The sequence below is a fragment of the Bacillus sp. AFS023182 genome (assembly GCF_002560575.1).
GTDB lineage: Bacteria > Bacillota > Bacilli > Bacillales > Bacillaceae_G > Bacillus_A > Bacillus_A arachidis.
In genome coordinates this window covers 20,313-37,304 of sequence record NZ_NTRO01000051.1, presented here as the reverse complement: position 1 = coordinate 37,304, position 16,992 = coordinate 20,313, and the positions used below count along the sequence as shown (strand labels likewise).

The 16,992-nt window shown below is 36.8% G+C and carries 16 protein-coding genes and 4 tRNA genes; all 20 read right to left on the bottom strand.

Annotation, left to right across the window (positions count from 1 at the left end):
* Nucleotides 1–47: 47 nt before the first annotated feature.
* Nucleotides 48–1,232 (bottom strand): S1C family serine protease, encoded by a 1,185-nt coding sequence (locus tag CN288_RS19750; protein WP_098302929.1) that lies wholly within the window; start codon nt 1,230–1,232, stop codon nt 48–50.
* Between the two features lie 63 nt (nt 1,233–1,295).
* On the bottom strand, nt 1,296–2,090 hold the full coding sequence (locus CN288_RS19745) for an MBL fold metallo-hydrolase (protein ID WP_026592147.1): 795 nt from the start codon (nt 2,088–2,090) through the stop codon (nt 1,296–1,298).
* A 6-nt stretch (nt 2,091–2,096) separates the two neighbouring features.
* On the bottom strand, nt 2,097–2,912 hold the full coding sequence (locus CN288_RS19740; RefSeq protein ID WP_026592148.1) for a two-component system regulatory protein YycI: 816 nt from the start codon (nt 2,910–2,912) through the stop codon (nt 2,097–2,099).
* Nucleotides 2,893–4,239, bottom strand: a complete 1,347-nt coding sequence (locus tag CN288_RS19735; RefSeq protein WP_098302928.1) for a YycH family regulatory protein — start codon at nt 4,237–4,239, stop codon at nt 2,893–2,895. The genes CN288_RS19740 and CN288_RS19735 overlap by 20 nt, the downstream gene beginning before the upstream one ends.
* Nucleotides 4,236–6,071, bottom strand: a complete 1,836-nt coding sequence (walK, locus tag CN288_RS19730; RefSeq protein WP_026592150.1) for a cell wall metabolism sensor histidine kinase WalK — start codon at nt 6,069–6,071, stop codon at nt 4,236–4,238. The genes CN288_RS19735 and walK overlap by 4 nt, the downstream gene beginning before the upstream one ends.
* Before the next feature lie 3 nt (nt 6,072–6,074).
* Nucleotides 6,075–6,782, bottom strand: a complete 708-nt coding sequence (walR, locus tag CN288_RS19725; RefSeq protein ID WP_026592151.1) for a cell wall metabolism DNA-binding response regulator WalR — start codon at nt 6,780–6,782, stop codon at nt 6,075–6,077.
* Nucleotides 6,783–7,067: 285 nt separating this feature from the next.
* A tRNA-Phe gene (locus tag CN288_RS19720) sits at nt 7,068–7,140 on the bottom strand.
* 42 nt (nt 7,141–7,182) lie between these two features.
* A tRNA-Asp gene (locus tag CN288_RS19715) sits at nt 7,183–7,258 on the bottom strand.
* A 21-nt stretch (nt 7,259–7,279) separates the two neighbouring features.
* Nucleotides 7,280–7,351: transfer RNA gene (locus CN288_RS19710), tRNA-Glu, on the bottom strand.
* 13 nt (nt 7,352–7,364) lie between these two features.
* Nucleotides 7,365–7,440, bottom strand: a tRNA-Lys gene (locus CN288_RS19705).
* Between the two features lie 153 nt (nt 7,441–7,593).
* Complete coding sequence (locus CN288_RS19700; RefSeq protein WP_026592152.1) at nt 7,594–8,883, bottom strand: adenylosuccinate synthase; 1,290 nt, start codon at nt 8,881–8,883, stop codon at nt 7,594–7,596.
* 215 nt (nt 8,884–9,098) lie between these two features.
* Entirely contained in the window at nt 9,099–10,460 is a 1,362-nt protein-coding gene (dnaB, locus tag CN288_RS19695; RefSeq protein WP_026592153.1) for a replicative DNA helicase, read from the bottom strand.
* Between the two features lie 27 nt (nt 10,461–10,487).
* Nucleotides 10,488–10,934: a 50S ribosomal protein L9 gene (gene rplI / locus CN288_RS19690; protein ID WP_026592154.1), complete on the bottom strand. Its 447-nt coding sequence runs from the start codon at nt 10,932–10,934 to the stop codon at nt 10,488–10,490.
* The gene (locus tag CN288_RS19685; protein WP_026592155.1) at nt 10,931–12,904 is read right to left on the bottom strand and encodes a DHH family phosphoesterase; all 1,974 of its coding nucleotides are present in this window, start codon (nt 12,902–12,904) and stop codon (nt 10,931–10,933) included. The genes rplI and CN288_RS19685 overlap by 4 nt, the downstream gene beginning before the upstream one ends.
* A gap of 362 nt (nt 12,905–13,266) precedes the next feature.
* Nucleotides 13,267–14,205: a YybS family protein gene (locus tag CN288_RS19680; RefSeq protein ID WP_026592156.1), complete on the bottom strand. Its 939-nt coding sequence runs from the start codon at nt 14,203–14,205 to the stop codon at nt 13,267–13,269.
* Nucleotides 14,206–14,285: 80 nt separating this feature from the next.
* Nucleotides 14,286–14,519: a 30S ribosomal protein S18 gene (gene rpsR, locus CN288_RS19675; RefSeq protein ID WP_000918874.1), complete on the bottom strand. Its 234-nt coding sequence runs from the start codon at nt 14,517–14,519 to the stop codon at nt 14,286–14,288.
* Between the two features lie 45 nt (nt 14,520–14,564).
* Nucleotides 14,565–15,068 carry a single-stranded DNA-binding protein gene (gene ssb / locus CN288_RS19670; RefSeq protein WP_026592157.1) on the bottom strand — a complete coding sequence of 168 codons (504 nt, stop codon included), beginning with the start codon at nt 15,066–15,068 and terminating at the stop codon, nt 14,565–14,567.
* A 27-nt stretch (nt 15,069–15,095) separates the two neighbouring features.
* Nucleotides 15,096–15,386, bottom strand: coding sequence for a 30S ribosomal protein S6 (gene rpsF, locus CN288_RS19665; RefSeq protein ID WP_026592158.1), 291 nt, complete (start codon nt 15,384–15,386; stop codon nt 15,096–15,098).
* 192 nt (nt 15,387–15,578) lie between these two features.
* Entirely contained in the window at nt 15,579–16,679 is a 1,101-nt protein-coding gene (gene ychF / locus CN288_RS19660; protein WP_026592159.1) for a redox-regulated ATPase YchF, read from the bottom strand.
* Nucleotides 16,680–16,794: 115 nt separating this feature from the next.
* On the bottom strand, nt 16,795–16,992 hold the full coding sequence (locus tag CN288_RS19655) for a DUF951 domain-containing protein (RefSeq protein ID WP_016112820.1): 198 nt from the start codon (nt 16,990–16,992) through the stop codon (nt 16,795–16,797).

Here is a 16,992-nt window from a genome sequence, read left to right as displayed (position 1 = left end):
ACCTCACTATTTCACAATAGAAAACAGGAGGACGCCCTCCTGTTTTCTTAATAGTTTTGACTGCCTAATTTAACCGTTGTTGTTGCTCGTTTTGTACCACGATAAAACGTCAGAGTCATCTTATCGTCAATCTTTTTATTATATAATACCGTTCGGAAACCGATAATATCATGTATTGTCTTTCCATCAACAGCCACAATTACATCATGTTCCCTGAGTCCTGCATTTGCACCAGGCGATGGGCTTTTCACATCCAAAATACAAACACCCTCCGTTACACTACTTGGTAAATGCAATGTTTCAGACCAGTAATAATTCGGAATTTCATTTAAAGATCTAAGTTCAACCCCAACATAAGGTCTCCTTACTTTCCCATGCTTTTCAAGCTCATTCATAACAGGAACTGCTCTTGTAACTGGGATGGCAAGTCCGATCCCTTCTACTTCTTTTGCTGCAATTTTCATCGAGTTGATTCCAATTAGTTGCCCTGCCGCATTTACAAGTGCACCACCACTATTCCCTGGGTTGATAGCTGCATCTGTTTGCAATACTTCTACTTGCCAATCATAATGCCCATCTTGATCTAAGTCTACAGGAACAATTCGCTCATTTGCAGAAATAATCCCTTGCGTTACTGTTCCAGAAAACTGTAATCCAAGTGGGTTTCCAATTGCAATTACTGCTTCTCCACGACGAACCGTATTAGAATCCCCTATTTCAATAACTTTCTTTACAGGTTTTGCATCTATCTCTAAAACCGCTAAATCTGTAACTACATCACTACCTAATACTTTACCAGGAACCTTTTTACCATCGCTTAAGCTCACTTCAATACGATTCGCCCCTGCGACAACATGATGATTTGTCACAATGTAAGCATGACCATTTGTTTTCTTATAAATTACACCTGATCCTGTCCCAGCTTCCGCATCTGCTTCTGAAAAATTATCACGTTGTATATTAATAACACCAACAACAGCTTCCGATGCACGATCAACAGCATCTACAAAACCAGAGCGGCTCACTGTTTGTGATTGCTTTCCTACCATGTTCCCTTCACTGGCCTCAGCTTGCTCTAAGGGACCGGTTTCAGATTCAGAAAATAAAGGGGCTCCAAATGCAAACAATGAAGCCCCTACAATTGTTCCCGCTATACTAGAAATAACGATACTTTTGCGCTTCTTTTTCCCTGTTCGTTTCATACGGAATTCTTCTTCATCAATAAAGGACATACTTGTTCACCAATCCTTCCGAAAACAACTATATTCTCCTTTATTGTTTACTAAAACCAAGAATTATACGTATTGAATTTTCGTTGGTGCCTTTGGATCTGTATCATGTATCTCAAATGCTTCTCCAACTGCGAAACCTTTTTCCTCTAACACCTGCGCAACAGACATACGTGCTAATTCTTTCATATTATTATCTAAACTCAAATGGGCTAAATAAATGTGTTTCGTTTCATCTGTGATAACATCCGTCATTGCAAGCGCGGCATCTTCATTAGAAACGTGACCCACATCGCTTAAAATGCGTCGTTTTATACTCCATGGATAACGTCCCATACGAAGCATTTCCACATCATGATTACTTTCAAACACAAATGCATTTGCTCCTTTAATGATACCTTTCATACGATCACTCACATAACCCGTATCTGTAATAAGAGCCAGTTTTCTACCATTATGATGAAATGCATAAAACATTGGCTCTGCAGCGTCATGAGAAACGCCAAATGATTCCACTTCAATATCTCCAAATGTTTTTACATCACCAATTGAGAAAACAAATTTTTGATCGGTTGGAATGTTACCAATTAAATGCTCCATAGCACTCCACGTTTTTTCATTTGCATACACAGGTAACTGATATTTACGTGCTAAAACGCCGAGACCTTTAATATGGTCACTATGCTCATGCGTGACAAGAATACCCGATATATCTTGTATGTCTAGTTCAGCTTGCCTAAATAAAGCTTCTGTCGCTTTTCCACTCAAGCCTGCGTCAATGAGCAATTTTTGTTTCTCGGTCCCTACATATAGCGCATTTCCTGTACTGCCGCTTGCAAGCACACTAAAATGCAAACTCATTTCTGCTCACTCCATTATTTTTTCATTTTCCTTTTCTTTCCCTAACTTAATAACTTGTCCTTCAATAGCATTCACAAAATAATCTACTTTTCGATCTGTTTTTAAATTCCATGTCGGAGCAAGCACTTGCATATTAGAAGCAGAAGATGTAACGAGAGTCGCATATCCAATCTGCGCTTCTTTAAAATGCGTATTTTGTTTTATTTCATTCTTAAAGAATAAATTTTCTAAAGCTGTTTGAGCTGTAATAATCTCTTGCTCTTTTGCTTTCTCATTCTCACCCATCTCTTTCAAATCAGTTAGCATTGTTTGTGTATATGAAACAAATTCACCTTTCTCATTTATATCCACAACAATCATCCCATGATCATTATAGAAAATAGGCTTATCTTTATACTTTTGAAAGAAATAGATTTTCGTTGCTTCTGCTTTACCAAACTCATATTTCTGACCATCTAATACATAGCTTTTCAAAAACTCACTATATTTATCTTTAGACAGTGTTTTTGCGTTTAACAATGGTTCCTTTAATTTACTTACAATTGTGTTGGCATCTTGTAAAGTAACTGTTTGATTTTTTAAGGAACGTATATCCTCTTCTTTAAATTCCTTATTTTTCGCTGTAATAAAAGAATCTTTCTTTGGTTCTTTTGGCAAATCACCAACTGTAATGTTATCATCTTTTAATTGTTGATCTACCCTTGTTTCTGCCATTAAGTCTAATTGATTACTATCCTGCTTTGAAATGAATTGAAAAACGAGAAAGAGGTCTAAAATAAAAAAGGTAACAATAAATATTGTTTTAATCCGATTCCAGTCCATTTAGCTCTCCCTCCTTTTCTTCACTCCACTCAAACACTTGATAATTTTCACCATAAACGACATACCAAATCGGCTTTAAGTTTCCACTTGCAACTTGTCCATTTGGCCCATTTGGTCCATTTTCTGTTACTAATTTATAACCAATTCCTATATCTTGAATTAACTTTTTATCTAGATTCGATTTTTTTTGTAATGATTCTATAACAGTCCATCCAGATGGAAGTACCGTCTTTTTATCCTCACCCTTATCGATTAACAAATTAAATAATGGTCGCTTATAGCTAATTAATTCTTCCGATCCCCATACTTGTGTTAATGTAGTCATTCCTTCGCTATTAAATACGGGTAAATCTTCTTCATATAAACGGAACTTTGTTTTCCCCTTGGAATTTAGATAATCAAATCTATATGCATCTGTTAAGCCGCTATGACTATTAACAAATTCGAAACTTTTTTGCATAAGGAGATTTCCATACATGCGCGCACCGCTAGCCACAGATGGATTCGTATACGTTAGCATTCGGTTCTGCTTATTCACTTGCATAAGGCGAATACCATCCGTATAAGTTTCCTCTAATTCATTAGACATAGGGGTTACATAACGCGGATCACTAAATAGTGCATTTTTGAATGATTCTACTCCCATGTCTGTCGCAAAATACATTAAATCTTGCATTTCTGTTGAACCATCTGGTAAGAATATTCTTTTCGTATCACTTATGTCATACGCAAAATATGGTCTTGCCAAAGCTAAAAATTGATTTTGTGCATTTATAACGTCTCTTAGATTCACACCTGTTAATGTCATTTTATACACTTTATGATTGTTATAAGAAACAAAATTCACATCAATATTTTGATCACGACTTTTAGAAGGATCAACAATAATACGATCAAAATTAAACATATCTAATTTCTTATCTTTAATTGTTAATACGCCCCTAATCGCATCAAACGGAACTTCTGTTGGAAAGACAATTTCAATTTTGCCTTCCTCGTGCACATAAGAGAGGAAATCACCTTTAGGGATAGAGCTCGTAATATCCTTAAAATCGTGCAATTCCCCTCTCTCGATAATTGTATATAACAAGTCGATATTATCTTTCTTTTCACTTACAAAATGCTTCTTATCCTTATGAACAATTATAGAAGATGGCACAATTACATTTGAAACATCTTGTTTTAATGCATCTGCATTTCCTTGGACAAACTTTGTGCTTTGCATCGAATTAGAATCAGGTACATACGTCCATAAATTAAAAGTAAGAAACAGACTAATGACAACTAAGTTAATAAGGACAATAGTTTTAAAGTTTTCCATATTCATTCCCAATCGTCCTCTTCTTCCTTCGCCATTGGAAGTGTGAAGTAAATCGTTGTCCCTTTTCCTTCCTCACTTTTTGCCCAAATAGATCCACCATGCGCCTCAATCATTTCCTTAGCAATAGCTAAACCTAAGCCTGTTCCACCCATCTGTCTTGAACGAGCCTTATCTACACGATAAAAACGTTCGAAAATCTTCTCTACATTTTCTTTCGGAATACCCATTCCTTGGTCACTTACACTAATTTCTAACATATCCTCTCGATCACGCAGGCGATACGTTACTGTTCCACCTTCAGGAGAATATTTTAAAGCATTCGAAATAATGTTATATAAAACTTGTGTAATTTTATCAGCATCCATATCAATAAATCTAGATTTCTTAGAGAATGAACGTTTAAAGATTACATTTTGTTCTTTTGACATTTCAAAACGATCAATAACATTATTAAAGAAATCCGTAAAGTCTACCCACTCTTTCATTAAACGATGTTCTGTACTATCTAACTTTGATAATTGCAACAAGGCATTCACAAGTCGAATCATTCTTTCTGTTTCTTCTTGTGTAACTGTTAAAAATTGCGGTGCAATATTCGGATCTTGCCATGCACCATCACTAAGTGCCTCTAAATAGCTCCGCATCGTTGTTAATGGTGTCCGCAGTTCATGTGATACATTCGCCACAAACTCACGGCGCTCACGGTCAATACGCTCTTGTTCGGTCACATCATATAATACAGCGATTAAACCATTTGGTTTACCCGTCTCCTTTTGAATAACGGAAAAACTAGCTCGCAAGATGTATGGTTCATTTCGTGTACTAAAATCTAATAAAACAGAATCTGGCTCTTCATATAGATGATCGAGCGTAAATTCCTCTTGAATACCTAATACGTCTAAAACTGACTGATCTAACGCCGTCTCACGCGAAACATTTAGCATCTTCTCTGCAGGGTCATTTAGTAAGATAATATCCCCTTTTCGATCAGTAGCAATTACACCATCTGTCATATGAGATAAAACGGACGAAAGTTTACGTCTCTCACTTTCAGTTGAAGAACGTGCTTGTTGTAATTTTTTAGATAAATTATTAAATGCTAATGCTAATTGACCAATTTCATCATGACTATTTACCTTTACTTTACGGGAATAATTTCCCTTCGCCATTTCAATTGCTTGTCTTCGCATATCTGAAATTGGTCGTGTAATTGTTTGAGCTAATAAAATACCTAGAACCGCTGTTACTAATAAAGCAATCACTGTCCCAGTCGCAAAAATTTGATTGATATCCTTCATCTGTTTATAGACATCTTCCATCGAAGCAACGATATGAATGACACCAATTATTTTCCCCTTATCGTTTTCAATTGGGGTAGCCATAACTTGAACACGATGGCCCGTATTTCCATCTTTCTCAATCTTACCTTCAGCCTTTTTTTGTACAATAGCCCTTTGCACTGTTATGTCTGTTATTGTTTTACCTACCATACCTTGCTTAGATTGATTAGATATTGCTAATAGACGCCTATTTGGATCAATAACACGTACTTCTTGGATATCTTTTTTACGGTCTGCAGTAAATTCAGTGATTGATGTTTTAAGCGCCTCTTCTAAAGTTGGATCTGTTTTTTCACGCTCTTTTGCAAACTCTTGCTTCAAATTATAAGACAGTAAGTTGGTTTGCTGCGTTAATGAATCCTTAAAACTTTGTACGAGACTTTTCTCCAGTTCACGAACAAAATATACACCAATAACCTGCATTGCTATCAAAATTAATAGCATATATATGAGCACAAACTTTAAATGAATCGATTGAAAAAAACCAACTTTCTTCATATACTATTCCTGCTCTGGATCACGCAAGTAATACCCTACTCCACGTCTTGTTACAATTAAAGTTGGATGACTTGGGTTATCTTCGATTTTTTCACGTAAACGACGTACTGTTACATCTACTGTACGTACATCTCCAAAATAATCGTATCCCCAAACTGTTTGTAATAAATGTTCACGTGTCATAACTTGTCCTAAATGCTTCGCCAAATAGTGAAGTAATTCAAATTCACGATGCGTAAGTTCGATGCTTTCATCTCTTTTTGTTACACTGTACGCATTTGGATTAATTATAATTGGTCCAATAACCATTTCTGTATTTTCTTCTTTTTCGGCTGAGCCACCTTGTTGATGACGACGCAAGTTTGCTTTTACACGTGCCAATAATTCACGTGTACTAAATGGTTTTGTTACATAATCATCTGCACCAAGCTCTAATCCCAACACTTTATCGATTTCAGAGTCTTTTGCAGTTAACATAATAATTGGCATTTCAGAACTTTTTCGTATTTCACGACAAACTTCTAATCCATCTTTCCCCGGTAACATAATATCCAGTAAAACCATATCTGGTTGTTCTTCGTTTGCCTTTTCAATAGCTTCGTCACCATCATGTGCCATGACAATTTCAAAACCTTCTTTTTCTAAATTGAATTTTAAAATATCCGCAATCGGTTTCTCATCATCAACGACTAAGATTTTCTTTCCCATCATTGTATAGTTCCTCCTAATAAAAATATGGTCATTCATCCTCAAACATGCACAATTCTTTACATAGTATATATCTATACAACTTTATCCCTTGTTTGAGTATTTTATCCTCTATTCTCCTAGAATCATGTATGGTTCCCTTACATATGGAACGCTGTATAATCTATAGAAAAACCTCTAGCTTCAACTGCTAGAGGCTTCTCATTCTATTGTAAAATAACTACTCTCATTTGTAAAATTGAACAATATAAAAAGGATATTAAGTGGGCCCACTTAATATCCTTAGAGTGGCTCGGGACGGAATCGAACCGCCGACACGAGGATTTTCAGTCCTCTGCTCTACCGACTGAGCTACCGAGCCAAAACATATATATAAAACCACTAATGGTGGTATAAACAAAAGTGGCGGTCCCGACCGGGGTCGAACCGGCGATCTCCTGCGTGACAGGCAGGCATGTTAACCACTACACCACGGGACCACAAAACATATATATATAACATGACCCGTACGGGATTCGAACCCGTGTTACCGCCGTGAAAGGGCGGTGTCTTAACCACTTGACCAACGGGCCACGAAAAATAAAATGGTGAGCCATGAAGGACTCGAACCTTCGACCCTCTGATTAAAAGTCAGATGCTCTACCAACTGAGCTAATGGCTCGTACTCACCAACGTCATATTTTCGTGACGACAAGAGTTATCTTACCATAAGAACTTTTATGTTTGCAATACTTTTTTATATTTTTTTTACAAAAGATAAGAAAAAACTCATGTAAGCATGAGTTTTTTCTTAAATAAATCCATTTTATCTTAATTAACCACCGTATACGTTACGAACGATGTTTGTTTGATTACGATCTGGACCAACTGAGAACATAGATAATTGAATTCCTGTTAATTCAGAAACACGCTCTACATATTTTCTTGCATTTTCAGGAAGCTCATCTAATGATCTTACACCAGTAATATCTTCCGTCCAACCTGGAAGCTCTTCGTAAACAGGCTCACATTTTGCTAAAATGTTTAAGTTTGCTGGAACTTCGTCTAAAACTTCTCCGTTGTATTTGTAAGCAACACAGATTTTAACAGTTGGAATACCCGTTAATACATCGATAGAGTTTAATGATAAATCCGTTAAACCACTAACACGACGTGCATGTCTTACAACAACACTATCAAACCAACCTACGCGGCGTGGACGACCTGTTGTTGTACCATATTCACGACCAACTTCACGAATTTGATGACCAATTTCATCATGAAGTTCAGTAGGGAATGGACCGTCACCAACACGGCTTGTATATGCTTTACACACACCTACTACACGATTAACTTTTGAAGGACCAACACCAGATCCGATTGTCACACCACCAGCAACTGGGTTAGAAGATGTAACGAATGGGTACGTACCATGGTCAATATCAAGCATAACACCTTGTGCACCTTCAAATAATACGCGACGGTTGTCATCTAATGCATCATTTAATACGACAGATGTATCGCATACATATTGTGCGATTTGTTGTCCATATTCGAAGTACTCCTCAAAGATTTCTTCTACACTGAAACCTTCTGTATCGTACATTTTTTCAAATAAACGATTTTTCTCTGCTAAACTGCGTTCAAGCTTTTCTTTAAATGCTTCACGATCTAATAAATCAGCCATACGGATACCAATACGAGCAGCTTTATCCATATATGCAGGACCGATACCTTTTTTCGTAGTACCGATTTTGTTATCGCCTTTACTCTCTTCTTCTAACTCATCTTGTTTTAAGTGATAAGGTAAGATAACGTGTGCACGGTTACTAATACGTAAGTTATCAGTGCTTACACCACGATCGTGTAAGTATTTTAACTCTACAAGTAATGCTTTCGGATCTACTACCATACCGTTTCCGATTACACAAATTTTTTCTTTATAGAAAATACCAGATGGAATTAAGTGTAATTTATATTTAACTCCGCCAAAAACAATTGTATGCCCAGCGTTATTTCCACCTTGATATCTTGCAACTACTTCCGCATGCTCAGAAAGAAAATCAGTAATTTTACCTTTTCCTTCATCGCCCCACTGTGTTCCTACAACTACTACTGAAGACATTATTAAAGCACCTCCGCAATTTTCAAACGAACTTTTCAAACAATATAATTGTACCAAAATGAAAAAAGAAGTCAATTTAAAAACGAACATTTTTTTACCTTTTATCGGTTTCGTTCGTAAGAATTCTTTATTCGCACGATAAAAGCCCTATCTTATATAAAAAAAAAAAGAAACACATCTTATTATAAGAAATGCGTTTCTTTTTTATACTTCTACTATGCCGGTGGCGCATGTCCATCATCGAAACGTCGCTCTAAGTTTACGAATTTGTTAAATTCCTTCACGAATGCAAGCTCTACAGATCCTACCGGACCATTACGTTGCTTGGCAATAATAATTTCAATCGTGTTTTTATTTTCCGTTTCACGATCATAGTAATCCTCACGATACAAGAAGGCCACAATATCGGCATCCTGCTCAATACTTCCTGATTCACGAATATCAGACATCATCGGACGTTTATCTTGACGAGATTCAACACCACGAGAAAGCTGAGATAAGGCAATAACAGGAACTTGTAGCTCACGCGCAATTCCTTTTAATGTACGGGAAATTTCAGACACTTCCTGCTGACGGTTTTCACCAGATTTCCCACTACCTTGAATAAGCTGTAAGTAATCGATTAAAATCATTCCAAGTCCCTGTTCTTGCTTTAATCTGCGGCATTTCGCACGAATTTCACTAACTCGAATTCCTGGCGTATCATCAATATATATCCCAGCATTCGAAAGACTTCCCATTGCCATTGTCAACTTTGCCCAATCATCCGAAGTTAACGAGCCAGTACGAAGTCTTTGCGCATCAATATTTCCTTCTGCACAAAGCATACGCATAACAAGTTGATCAGCACCCATCTCTAAACTAAAAATTGCTACATTTTCATCTGTTTTAGTTGCCACATTCTGTGCGATATTCAGTGAAAATGCCGTTTTTCCCACCGAAGGGCGGGCTGCCACAATGATTAAATCGTTACGCTGAAATCCTGCTGTCATCTTATCTAATTCAGTAAACCCAGTTGGTATCCCTGTAACTTCACCTTTTTGATTATGCAAAAGTTCAATTTTATCATAAGCATCTACAAGAACATCCTTAATATTTTGGAATGCTTTTGCATTTGTTTGATGTGATACTTCTAATATTTTTTTCTCCGCTTCATTTAGCAAGCCCTCTACATCATCTTCACGTTCATAACCATCTGATACAATGTGAGTTGCTGTTCGAATCAAACGACGCAAAAGTGCTTTTTCTGCAATAATACGTGCATAATACTCTACGTTAGCAGCTGTCGGAACAGCCTCTGCTAATTCAGCTAAATAGGAAACACCACCAACCTCTTCTAGCAAACCTTGGTCAGCAAGTGCTGCTGTTGCAGTAACTAAATCAATTGGTTCTCCTTTATCAGATAGTTCAAGCATAACTCCAAAAATCTTTTGGTGTGCTGTCCGATAAAAAGATTCAGATAGCAGCAGTTCTGAAGCCGACGTTAACGCATCTTGATCGAGGAAAATCGCCCCTAAAACCGCTTGCTCGGCCTCTATATTATGCGGAGGGGTACGATCAGCAAGCACGTCACTCATACGCAATCCTCCTTGCCTAACTTATTTTTATTGTTCACGAACATGAACTTTTACTGTTGCTGTTACTTGTGGATGTAATTTCACAGTTACATTTGTATATCCTAATGCACGAATTGCATCATCCATTTCGAACTTGCGTTTATCAAGTTTAATATTGTGTGCCTTTTGCAACGCATCTACAATTTGTTTACTTGTAATAGAACCAAACAAACGGCCACCTTCGCCTGATTTTGCTTTTAATTCTACTGTTAATTTTTCTAAAGTTTCTTTTTGTTTTTTCGCGTTTTCAAGCTCAGCTGCTGCATCTTTTTCTTCTTTACGCTTTTGCGCCTCTAATGTTTTCATGCTACTATTTGTTGCTTCTGCAGCTAATCCTTGTTTTAATAAGAAGTTATTTGCATAACCGTCTGGTACGTTTTTTACTTCTCCTTTTTTACCTTTACCTTTTACGTCTTTTAGAAAAATTACTTTCATGATTGTGTGCCTCCCTGTAAATAATCATCAATAACACTTTGAAGTTTTTCTTCAGCTTCATCGACCTTTATATTTTGCATTTGTGTAGCAGCATTTGTTAAATGTCCGCCACCACCTAGGTTTTCCATAATTAGTTGCACATTCACTTCACCTAAAGAACGCCCACTAATTCCAATGAAGGTTTCCCCACGTTTCGCAATGACAAAAGAAGCAATTACTCCTGTCATTGTTAGCAAAGTATCGGCTGATTGTGCGATTAATATTTGATCATAATATTCATCGCCTTCTGCTTTTGCAATTGCAATTCCATTTTTATAAATGTAAGCATTTTGAATCGTTTTTGCAACTCGTAAATACTGCTGCATGTCTTCTTTTAATAATTCTTGTACAAGAACTGTATCCGCTCCGTGCGAACGTAGATAAGAAGCTGCATCAAATGTACGGGCACCTGTCCGGAATGTAAAGCTTTTCGTATCCACTATAATCCCTGCAAGTAATGCTGTTGCTTCTAACATCGTCATTTTCAAACGTTTTGGCTGATATTCAAGAAGCTCAGTTACAAGTTCAGCTGTCGAAGACGCATATGGCTCCATGTACACAAGAAGAGGACCCTCAATAAATTCTTCACCACGGCGATGATGGTCGATTACAACTACGTTTTCAATCTTATGCAAAAGTTTTTCCTCCATCACCATTGAAGGTTTGTGAGTGTCAACAACAACAAGTAATGAATCATCCGTTGCAAATTCCATAGCCTGCTGTGGCGTAATAAAATGAGACCATAATTCCTCATTTTGCTTCACTTTATCCATTAAGCGTTTAATACCTTTATCAGAATCATTCTCGTCTAATACAATGTATCCTTCACGCTCATTTAACTGTGCTACTTTTAAAATTCCGATGGCTGCTCCAATTGCATCCATATCAGGAGCCCGATGACCCATTATAATAACATTACTGCTCTCTAACACTAAATCTTTTAACGCATGCGAGATAACTCTCGCACGTACACGTGTGCGTTTTTCAACCGGATTTGTTTTACCACCGTAAAATTTCACTTTTCCTGTTGCCTGTTTAATCACAACTTGATCTCCACCTCGTCCTAAAGCAAGATCTAAGCCAGATTGAGCCATAGCCCCAAGCTCTGATAAAGATAAGTCGCCCGATCCTACACCAACACTTAGTGTAAGTGAAATATTTCGTTTTGATGTTTCCTCACGTACTTGATCTAAAATATCAAACTTTCCTTTCTCCATTTGTGCCAAAATACTTTCATTTAACACAACGAAGAAGCGCTCCGAAGAAGCTCGTTTTAAATATGCGCCGTATTTGAGAGCCCACTCATTTAGGCGTGATGTCACCAAGCTCGTGATGTTCGTACGTAATTGATCATCCAATCCTTGTGTAACTTCATCATAGTTGTCTAAATAAATAATCGCGAGAACTGTACGTTGATCCTCGTACATTTTTTCAATTTCCGTTTGCTCTGTTACATCAAAGAAGTAAATTAACTTTTCTTCTTTTCTTACAAACACACGAAACTTACGTTTATTTAAAGATACAATATCATCAGCTGTTTCTCCTTTAATAAAGAGAAGTAACGTTTCTGACACATCATACAAATGCCATCCTGCTAAAGAGTGTTGCCCCAAACAAGAAGACAAATAAGGATTTGCCCAATCAATTCCATAATCCTTATTGTATAACAAAATACCAATTGGCATTTGATTAAACGCTTCATTGCTCACTTTCTTTACTCTTGTAATCATTTCTGTTGTGTACTTTTCGAAACTCCTCTGAAAGGCCAACTCAAATCGAATTACCAAAAAGAGAACAATACAAAAAATAAAAAAAGCGGCCATTCCCATTATCCAGTGAAAATAACCTAGAATGGTAATAAGCACAAACATAAAAAATGCCAATACATAAACAGGATATAAAAACCGCTGGCTCTTATAAAATTCAGGCATGTACCCAACTCCTATAAAGTAAAACTAACACAAATAGGAAATTATTCAATTTCCATCAGTAGCTAGTTGAACAAATTAAACGCCCTAAGTTAAACTTCCACTAAAAGCTTACGTCACATAATAAACTTTATATAAATACAAATTGAAAAACCGATATAAAACCTTACTTTTTAGGTATGAGAAAGCCTCCAACTATGCATAGAAACGGTCAGATTCTCTTCCCACCCATGCCAAGTGAAAACAGAGTGAGAAAATCAGTGCGGGTCTCCTTTCATTTCATTGCAGTGATTTATATGCAAAAAAACGAAAAGCACGATTGGTAATGAGAGTTTCACCGAGCTGGTTTCATTTCTCGTTCTCGCTTATTTTGATTGTATTTTAAAACGTAACGAAAAGCCTAAATCAATTATACCTAAGATTGTGACTAGAGGAAACAACATTGGAATAATCATACATACGATAAAGCTGAGAATAGGAATAGCTTTTGCATAACCTTTTGCATGCGCGAAGAAGGCTATAAATGAAAAACCTTGGAATAAAAGTAGCAATGAAAAGATGGCATATAGATTAGAAAATGCCATATATACATATGAATCTGATTCAACCTTCATAAATGTTGAAAGTAAAATGAATACAACATAATACCAAACAATGCTTTTTGGCAATTGCATATCCTTAAACTTAGGCCACGGTGCTACAGTATACTTCAATCTCTTTAAAACATTACCTGCTATTAATACTGTAATCCAAGAATATATTAAAGAAACCATTACAAACAAACTTGGCAAAAGAATTCGTAGCATATCACTGAATTGCCCTAACAAATCTTTTTGCTCTTGGCTAATTGGCACACCCGCTGCCTTCATTATTTCTTCACTTTGTTCCATTCCTTGTTTGAACATATCTTGCATTTCCTTAAGAAAATCTATGTTAAAAAATTGTATACTCGCTACATAGACTAGTACAAAATTAAGCAAATATACAAGCGTCCCTACCAATAATATCTCCGCTGGCTCTTTTTTCTTCTTATACATATATCCTAAAGAGATGCCTATTATGCCTGACATAAATGTATTCACAAGACTAAGTGGTGAACTAACAATAATAGTAATAAGAATTGCCGCCCCAAGAAGCATGCATGTATTAGAAAACGGGTATCTTACCATAAACAATAAAAAAGGTAATGGCAGTGCAAATATTGCAACCATACTTATAACGGGTACATACAAGAACGTTAAAAGTAAAACTGCATATACAGCTAACAAAACTGCCCCTTCTGTAATAAGCCTTGTACGTTTCATCTTTTACCTCCTCTTTCTAAAAAGAAAAGCATAGCAAAATGCACAGTAGAGTCCGACTCTACTGTGCATTTCATACGCTATTATTCACCAACATATGGTAAAAGTGCCATTTGACGAGCACGTTTAATTGCAACTGTAAGTTTGCGTTGGTATTTTGCGCTTGTTCCTGTTACACGACGAGGTAAAATTTTACCACGCTCAGAAACGAAACGTTTTAATAAATCAACATCTTTATAGTCAATGCGAGTAATACCGTTAGATGTGAAGAAACACACCTTACGACGTTTCGCACGTCCACCTTTGCGTCCTGCCATGTCTATTTCCCTCCATTCTTTGTTAAAAATAACCGATTCATACCATTAAAATGGTAAATCGTCGTCCGAAATATCAATCGGTTGACCTACATTTGAAAATGGATCGTCATTCTTCGTAAATCCAGAGTTACCTGAATTACTAGATTGACCAAATGGGTTAGAGCCTTGGTTACCGTAACCAGCTCCTGATGGTTGCTGATTGAATGAACCACGTTGCTCCCCGCCGCTATTACGCGGCTCTAAAAATTGTACGCTCTCCGCAAGAACCTCTGTTACATATACACGTTTACCATCTTGTCCCTCATAATTACGAGTTTGAAGACGTCCATCTACGCCTGCTAAGCTACCTTTTTTCAAATAATTCGCCACGTTTTCTGCTTGTTTACGCCATATTACACAATTAATAAAGTCAGCTTCACGCTCACCTTGTTGATTCGCAAATGCGCGATTTACAGCTAACGTGAAAGTAGCTACCGCAACACCATTGGGCGTGTAACGTAAGTCAGGGTCCTTAGTTAAACGACCAACGAGGATAACACGATTCATCAATCGAACCACTCTCCCTATATATCTTAATTATTTTTCTTCTTCTTTAACAACGATGTGACGAAGGATATCTTCGTTGATCTTAGCTAAACGATCGAATTCTTTAACAGCTTCTGCGTTAGAATTTACGTTTAAGATCATGTAGAAACCGTCACGTAAGTCGTTGATTTCGTAAGCTAAACGACGCTTACCCCACTCTTTCGTGTTAATGATTTCTGCACCATTGTTAGTTAAAACGCCTGCAAAGCGCTCAACTAAAGCTTTTTGAGCTTCTTCCTCCATGTTTGGACGGATGATGTACATGATTTCGTACTTTTTCATTACACTTTCACCTCCTTTTGGTCTAAACGGCCCATAATGGGCAAGGAGCAATTAATTATATAGTAATTACTCACGAGTTTAGATTATATCATAGTAAGTTAGATGAATCAACTCACCAATAAATAAAAAACTTGGCAAACATATGATATGTTCACCAAGTTTATATCCCTATTTTTCCTAGGAAATATAGAATTACACGTTAAAGCGGAAGTGCATAACATCTCCATCTTTTACGATATACTCTTTTCCTTCTAAACGTACTTTTCCAGCTTCCTTAGCCGCTGTCATAGAGCCGTTCTCCATTAAATCAGCATAAGAAACTGTTTCAGCACGAATAAATCCACGTTCAAAGTCTGTATGAATAACACCAGCACATTGAGGTGCCTTCATACCTTTTTTGAATGTCCACGCACGCACTTCTTGTACACCAGCTGTGAAATAAGTAGCTAATCCTAATAAATCGTATGCGGCACGAATTAACTGGTCTAGGCCTGATTCTTCAATACCTAACTCCTCGAGGAATACCTTTTTCTCTTCCTCGTCTAGCTCAGCAATTTCCGATTCAATTTTTGCACAAACAACGATTACTTGTGAATTTTCATTCGCTGCAAATTCTTTTACCATCTGCACATATTTATTCTCAGATGGATCCATAATATCATCTTCACTCACGTTCGCTACATATAACATTTCTTTCGTTGTAAGCAAATGAAGACCTTTAACAATTTTCATTTGTTCTTCTGTAAATTCAACAGTACGAGCTGGTTTTCCCTCTTCAAACGCCTCTTTTAAACGAACTAAAATTTCATGTTCATATACGGCTTCTTTATCCTTTTGTCTTGCTAATTTTGCTACACGTTCAATACGCTTATCAACAGATTCTAAATCAGCTAAGATTAACTCTAAGTTAATCGTTTCAATATCATCAATTGGATCTACTTTTCCTGAAACGTGTGTAATATTTTCATCCTCAAAACAACGAACAACTTGGCAAATCGCATCTACTTGACGGATATGAGATAAAAATTTATTTCCTAGTCCTTCACCTTTACTTGCGCCTTTTACGATACCTGCGATATCAGTAAATTCAAATACAGTTGGAACAGTTTTCTTAGGTTCTACTAGTTCCGTTAGTTTATTTAAGCGATCATCCGGTACCTCTACAATCCCTACGTTCGGATCAATTGTACAAAACGGATAGTTTGCAGATTCTGCTCCCGCTTGTGTAATTGCATTAAATAATGTTGATTTCCCTACGTTAGGTAAACCAACAATCCCAGCCGTTAATCCCATATTTTTCACTCCTATGTCTCAATCTTCCATCATTATAGATAGTAACGAATAAAATGACAAGTTCCCTAAAAGCCAAAAAAAGTAACAGCCGCTTAAAGCAACTGTTACTTCTTCTCTATTCTTCGTGCTTTACAAGAATTTTTTTCACCTTACGATCAAACTCTCTTCGAGGAATCATTACCGAATGGCCACACCCCTCGCACTTAATGCGGATATCCATTCCCATACGAATAATTTTCCAACGATTTGCACCACACGGATGGGCCTTCTTCATTTCCACAACATCGTACAAGTTATATTGCTTTTGTTCCAC

Coding starts and splice junctions, on each gene's coding strand:
- CN288_RS19750 (WP_098302929.1), bottom strand. CDS start 1,232: ATGTCCTTTATTGATGAAGAAGAATTCCGTATGAAACGAACAGGGAAA.
- CN288_RS19745 (WP_026592147.1), bottom strand. CDS start 2,090: ATGAGTTTGCATTTTAGTGTGCTTGCAAGCGGCAGTACAGGAAATGCG.
- CN288_RS19740 (WP_026592148.1), bottom strand. CDS start 2,912: ATGGACTGGAATCGGATTAAAACAATATTTATTGTTACCTTTTTTATT.
- CN288_RS19735 (WP_098302928.1), bottom strand. CDS start 4,239: ATGAATATGGAAAACTTTAAAACTATTGTCCTTATTAACTTAGTTGTC.
- walK (WP_026592150.1), bottom strand. CDS start 6,071: ATGAAGAAAGTTGGTTTTTTTCAATCGATTCATTTAAAGTTTGTGCTC.
- walR (WP_026592151.1), bottom strand. CDS start 6,782: ATGATGGGAAAGAAAATCTTAGTCGTTGATGATGAGAAACCGATTGCG.
- CN288_RS19700 (WP_026592152.1), bottom strand. CDS start 8,883: ATGTCTTCAGTAGTAGTTGTAGGAACACAGTGGGGCGATGAAGGAAAA.
- dnaB (WP_026592153.1), bottom strand. CDS start 10,460: ATGAGTGACGTGCTTGCTGATCGTACCCCTCCGCATAATATAGAGGCC.
- rplI (WP_026592154.1), bottom strand. CDS start 10,934: ATGAAAGTAATTTTTCTAAAAGACGTAAAAGGTAAAGGTAAAAAAGGA.
- CN288_RS19685 (WP_026592155.1), bottom strand. CDS start 12,904: ATGCCTGAATTTTATAAGAGCCAGCGGTTTTTATATCCTGTTTATGTA.
- CN288_RS19680 (WP_026592156.1), bottom strand. CDS start 14,205: ATGAAACGTACAAGGCTTATTACAGAAGGGGCAGTTTTGTTAGCTGTA.
- rpsR (WP_000918874.1), bottom strand. CDS start 14,519: ATGGCAGGACGCAAAGGTGGACGTGCGAAACGTCGTAAGGTGTGTTTC.
- rpsF (WP_026592158.1), bottom strand. CDS start 15,386: ATGAAAAAGTACGAAATCATGTACATCATCCGTCCAAACATGGAGGAA.
- ychF (WP_026592159.1), bottom strand. CDS start 16,679: ATGGGATTAACGGCTGGGATTGTTGGTTTACCTAACGTAGGGAAATCA.